Source organism: Nocardiopsis listeri (assembly GCF_020741345.1).
Lineage (GTDB): Bacteria > Actinomycetota > Actinomycetes > Streptosporangiales > Streptosporangiaceae > Nocardiopsis > Nocardiopsis listeri_A.
The window spans coordinates 1-4,789 of sequence record NZ_DYZD01000438.1; the positions used below are offsets into that span (position 1 = coordinate 1).

6 protein-coding genes and 1 pseudogene are annotated in these 4,789 nt (G+C 70.8%); 1 reads left to right on the forward strand and 6 read right to left on the reverse strand.

Annotated elements, in window-relative coordinates; translation table 11 throughout:
- The 3 genes and pseudogenes from K8V84_RS23590 to K8V84_RS23600 form a co-directional block, all read right to left on the reverse strand.
- Window positions 1-158 (reverse strand): annotated as a pseudogene (locus K8V84_RS23590) (deaminase); the annotation flags it as partial.
- A 100-nt stretch (window positions 159-258) separates the two neighbouring features.
- On the reverse strand, window positions 259-1,206 hold the full coding sequence (locus K8V84_RS23595) for an FkbM family methyltransferase (protein ID WP_304078757.1): 948 nt from the start codon (window positions 1,204-1,206) through the stop codon (window positions 259-261).
- 142 nt (window positions 1,207-1,348) lie between these two features.
- Window positions 1,349-1,837 carry a helix-turn-helix domain-containing protein gene (locus K8V84_RS23600; protein ID WP_304078758.1) on the reverse strand — a complete coding sequence of 163 codons (489 nt, stop codon included), beginning with the start codon at window positions 1,835-1,837 and terminating at the stop codon, window positions 1,349-1,351.
- A gap of 62 nt (window positions 1,838-1,899) precedes the next feature.
- On the opposite strand from K8V84_RS23600, the gene K8V84_RS23605 reads away from it, so the two are divergent.
- On the forward strand, window positions 1,900-2,418 hold the full coding sequence (locus tag K8V84_RS23605) for a PaaI family thioesterase (protein WP_304078759.1): 519 nt from the start codon (window positions 1,900-1,902) through the stop codon (window positions 2,416-2,418).
- A 27-nt stretch (window positions 2,419-2,445) separates the two neighbouring features.
- Here the strand turns inward: K8V84_RS23605 and K8V84_RS23610 are convergent, their stop codons facing one another.
- From K8V84_RS23610 to K8V84_RS23620, 3 genes are all read right to left on the reverse strand, one after another.
- The gene (locus K8V84_RS23610) at window positions 2,446-3,528 is read right to left on the reverse strand and encodes a hypothetical protein (RefSeq protein ID WP_304078760.1); all 1,083 of its coding nucleotides are present in this window, start codon (window positions 3,526-3,528) and stop codon (window positions 2,446-2,448) included.
- Complete coding sequence (locus tag K8V84_RS23615) at window positions 3,525-4,526, reverse strand: toll/interleukin-1 receptor domain-containing protein (protein ID WP_304078762.1); 1,002 nt, start codon at window positions 4,524-4,526, stop codon at window positions 3,525-3,527. The genes K8V84_RS23610 and K8V84_RS23615 overlap by 4 nt, the downstream gene beginning before the upstream one ends.
- Window positions 4,523-4,789 (reverse strand): hypothetical protein (locus K8V84_RS23620; protein ID WP_304078761.1); only part of this gene is annotated, 267 nt, incomplete at its 5' end. The genes K8V84_RS23620 and K8V84_RS23615, both read right to left, overlap by 4 nt.

Genomic DNA, 4,789 nt, shown 5'->3' on the forward strand with positions numbered 1-4,789 from the left:
CCCCGCCTCCTCCTGCTCACGGGTCTTGATCTCGTAGGCGGCCTCGTCCATCTCCACCGTGTGGAGGTCCAACCCGAATTCCGGTACCCGGGCTCGCCCCCGGGCGCCTCCATGACACCGTCGACGGACACGAACGCGGTGATGATCGGCGTGCGCATGTTCTGTCCCCCCGGGTCGTCCTCGCCTCGTCGTCGAACGATCCGAGCCGCGTTCGACACGGTCGAGAGGATTCTTTCGGTGCCCGGGCCGGGCAGGGCGTCAGTCCTGGGAGAGGGACCGGGCGCGGACCATGACGCAGTCGAACTCCAGTACTCGGCCGGTGCTCTCCTCGCGGGTCACCGGGTACATGCCGGTCACCTCGAAACCGTCGGCCTCGTACACCGCGATGGCCTCGGCCATACGGGGCATGCCCTCGTAGATCTGCATCAGGGCCACCTCGGACTGCAGGCCCACGAACTCTTCGATCCGCTTGCCCGCGCCCGCGTAGGCCTCCAGATCGAACCCCTGGGTGTCCATCTTCAGGTAGGGGCGCGGGTTCTTGATCCCGGCGAGTGCCTTGTCCATGAGACCGTCCAGGCGGCGCAGGCCGATCGTCTCGGTGCGCGTCCTCTGGAAGCGCTTGTACCGGGTGTTGCCGAACTCGCTGGCCTCCAACAGCGAACTCATCGACCCCGGCACGACGTTGATCTCGGCGGTGCCGTCCTCACGACCCAGCGCCATCTCGTGGACCTGCCAATCGGGGTCCCGGGCGGCCACGGTGCGCAGCTCCGCCGCCATGTCCGGGACCGGTTCGAAGGAGACGATCCGGCCCCGGTAGCCGTGTTCGCGCAGACTACGGCCGTACTGGCCGATGTTGGCGCCCACGTCGAAGACGCAGTCGACCCGGTAGTGGCGCAGGACGGAGGCCACGTGTCGGGCGCCCAGGTGGTTCTGTGCCCTCTTGTGCAACGCGAGCTCGTCGGCGTCGCTCATGGACTCGCGGGCGAGCAGTTCCGCGCCCGGACCCAGGGGTGTTCGGGTCCAGCCCTGAGGCGGAACGACGGGGCGGTGGTCGCTCTGGCCACGGGTGACCAACCAGGTGCGCGGTCCGGCCGGGGTGATCCGGTAGTCGCCGCGGCGTTCGAGTACGGCGGCCCCCGGGCCGAGGTCGTGCACGTTGACCTGGCGGCCCAGCAGGTCGAGCAGGCGTCGGCGTAGCGTCGGCATGGTCTCCCCAGTGGTCACTGTGGGTGGTGGTGTCGGACATTACGCGTGGTCGAGGGTTCTGTCGAGCGGTTCGGGGATATCGGTAGCCGAAAGCGCCTCCACGAGGGCCCCGGCGTGGTGGATCTTGCGAAGGCTCGCCCGTTCAGGCCTGTTCGCTCGCCTCGGCGGGGAGGTTCCGACGGGGGACGACGTCTTCGGGACGCAGGGGTTCGTCGCAGGTCGGGCAGTGTCGCGGGGAGTCCAGGGGCAGGACGTGCTCGTGGCCGTCGGCGGCGCGATGGCGCAGCTCGACCGGTGATTCGTCGAACAGCCACCGGCCGCCCCAGGTGAACAGGGCGAACACCACCGGTGCCAGGTCACGGCCGGCCTCGGTCAGGTGGTACTCGTACCGGGGAGGACGCTCCTGGTAGGCGCGGCGTTCGACGATGCCGGTCTCCTCCAGGGAGCGCAGCCTGGCGGTGAGCCGGTCGCGGGGCGCGCCGGTGTTGCGGGCGATCGCGTCGAAGCGACGCACCCCGAACAGGAGTTCGCGGACCACGAGCAGGGACCAGCGCTCACCGACGATCTGCAAAGTCGCGGCCGCCGGACAGGGGCGACCCGGGACGGTGACGGAGGGCGGTCGTTGCGGCATGCCCCCAGGGTCGCACGGAGCCGATGGTTTGAAAACCAAACTCACCATGTAACGTGTCCTCCATGCAGACTCACGACAGCGTCCCCGAGGCCTGGGGCGAACCCCGCAGCAAGACCGTCACCTGGTTCGACCCCAAGCTCACCGTCGAGGGGCGTGAAGGGCTCAGCGGCCTGGAACACCTGGAGGCGGGGCTGCGCGGAGAGATCCCCTTCGCCCCGATCGGCCACCTCATGGACTTCCGGTTGAGCGCGGTCTCCCCGGGCGAGGTCCGTTTCGAGGGCACCCCCGACGAATCCGCCTGCAACCCCATGGGCGCGGTGCACGGCGGCATGATGTGCACCCTGCTGGACTCGGCCGTGGGCTGTGCCGTCCAGAGCACCCTGCCCGCCGGCGTGGGCTACACCTCGGTGGAGATCAAGGTCAGCTACCTGCGTCCGGTGTTCGCCGGCGCCCCGCTGTACACCCGCGGTTGGGTCACCAAACCCGGTCGCCGGGCCGCCTTCGCCGAGGGCGAGATCCGCGACGCAGCCGACAAGGTGGTCGCCACCGCCTCCTCCACCTGCCTGGTCTTCGAGCTCTGACCGAGGTCGCCTCCGACCCCGTGCGGGTCAAGGTGGCGGGGACGCGGTCCCCTTCGGATCGGTACGGCGCAGTCGCTCGAAGACCAGATCGAAGGTGAAACCCGCGGCGAACCCCATCGGCACCACGAAGAACAGCAGCCGCCGCGCGTCCAGATCCCCCAACAGCTCGGGCGCGGTCAGCAGTTGCGCCGCCACGTAGGTCAGGACCGACACCGCCCCCGCGCCCAACCCGCGCGCGCAGGCCCGCAAGGCCGAAGGGGAGAGCCCGAACGAGTCACGGATCAACCCCCCGGAGACCGCCGCGCACATAGGTGCGCCGAGCAGCAGCGCCAGGGTGGAGGTCCCGGCAGGTCCTGGACCGGGCACGAACACGATCGCGGCGAGCGCGGCCACCAGCAGCAGGATCGCCGCCATGAGCCCGCCCGACTCGGCCCACCGCTCCCACCGGCGCGAGAGTCGCTCCCGCCGCCGGCTCTCGGCCCGCCGCTCCAACTGCGCGCGCAGCAGTCCGGTGACACGCCCCGCCGACCCGGTGGACCAGGACTCGCCCAGCGTGTGCACGTCCGCCTCGGTGACATGGCGACCCGAACGAGGCAGGTCGGCCCACACCTGCCGGGCACCGCCACCGAAAGCGGCCAGCGGAACCACCGGAATACCCTGCGCCAACGCCAGGATCCCCGCCACCCGGGTCGTCCGTCCGCCTCCGACCAGGACCACCCCGTCCGTCGCCAACAGGGTTCGGTAGAAGGGGACCTCCCACTCCTCTCCGGTGTCGCGCATCGTCGTGATCCGCACCGACGCCCCCTCGGGCAGCTCCGGAGCGTACTCCTGGTGCCGCGCCGGGTGGGCCAGCACCCGTCCCTCCAAGGTGGCGGCCGCCGCGTAGCCGCGCACCACCACGGTCTCCGCGTAGTGGTCGCGGTCGGAGAACACCACCAGGTCGAAGGAGGCCAGGGCCAGCGCGCGGCCCAGTTCGTGGCAGGCGGTGCGCGCTCGGTCGAGGTCGCGCAGCGGCGGGTCGTACTCGCGCCGGGAGTCCAGGCTGCCGACCACGGCGATCCGGGGACGCCGGTCCATCGAGGTGGCGGAATCGGGGGAGGGGGTGCTCACGGTTCGAGGCTCCTCTCCGTCTCCGGGCCGGGGGCCAGGCTCGCCAGGGCGTCCGCGGCGCCGTCGATCCCGGTGGTCTCGCGCAGTGCCCGGGAGAGCCAGGCGATGGTGTCCTCGGGGTGGTGTTGGTGCGAGAGGTGCTCCACGAGCCGGCTCACGCGATCGAACGTCGGTTCGGTGACCGGCCAGTGGAGGGGGTTCTGGGCGCGGCCGCCGCGCAGTTCGCCGAGCCTGCTCAGGAAGGACCGCCACAGGTGTTCCTCGTCCAGTACGGGCACACGGGACAACACGTGCGCCACCCGGTACTCCAACGGAGTCCGTGGGTCGAGCCCCTCCAGGAAGCACTCCTTCGTGCGGGGTCCGGGGCGGCGCCCGTTCGCTCGGGCCCTTACACGCTCGGGCGCGTCCCACGCCGGTCGTACCGACCCGGCCTCGTCCACCGGAAGGGGCGGTAGGGGGGTGGACATCGCCCGGGCCACCAACCCACCGACCCGAAAGCACAGTGCCCGATAACCGTCCGGGGCGGTGTACATCAGGTCCAGCACGCCTCGGTCGGCGTGCCCCACCGGCTCCACCCAGTCCAGCCGCTGTCGTGCCCGGACCGCGGGCGGTAGCGGGCCGCTCAACGGGGTCCACACCAACGGAAGCAGCGGGTGGGCCACCTCCCCGTTCGGCCGGAATCGGCGCAGACGTTCCTCGAACACACCCCACTCCCGCGCGCACCACTCACTGTCCAGTTGGGTCTCGCTCAACAGCACCACCATGGTGGCGGCGGTCGCGCAGTGCTCCAGCAGTTCCTCGCGCCATCTCCCGCCCTGTCGCAGGTGGGGGCCGCTGATACCCGTGACGTGGTCGTCGGTGTGCAGTCGCACCGCCCGCTCCAGGTCGGCGTGGAAACGCAGCACCTCCTCCCGGTCGGCCCTGCGGCCGCCGTAACTGGTGAAGAAGGCGCCCGGACGTTCGGGGGCGCCCTCGCCCGTGGCCTCGTGCGTACTCAGATCTCCGGTACCTCCAGGTCGATGTGGGCACGTTCGCTGAACGGATCACCGGTGTGCCGGGCGGAACTGTTGAGGTAGTTGGCGAACGCGATCTCGGTGTGCGGGTGTTGCGGGCCGAAGCATTCGCGCAGGGCCTCCTGGGTGCGCACGTCCAGCGCGACCGCCTCGGTGATCTCGCCGGTGGCCACCAGGGTGTTGGCCCGGTTGACCGCCGCGCCCAGGGTGAGGGGGTGTAGTGGTCCCACCTGGTCGTCTTCGGCCAG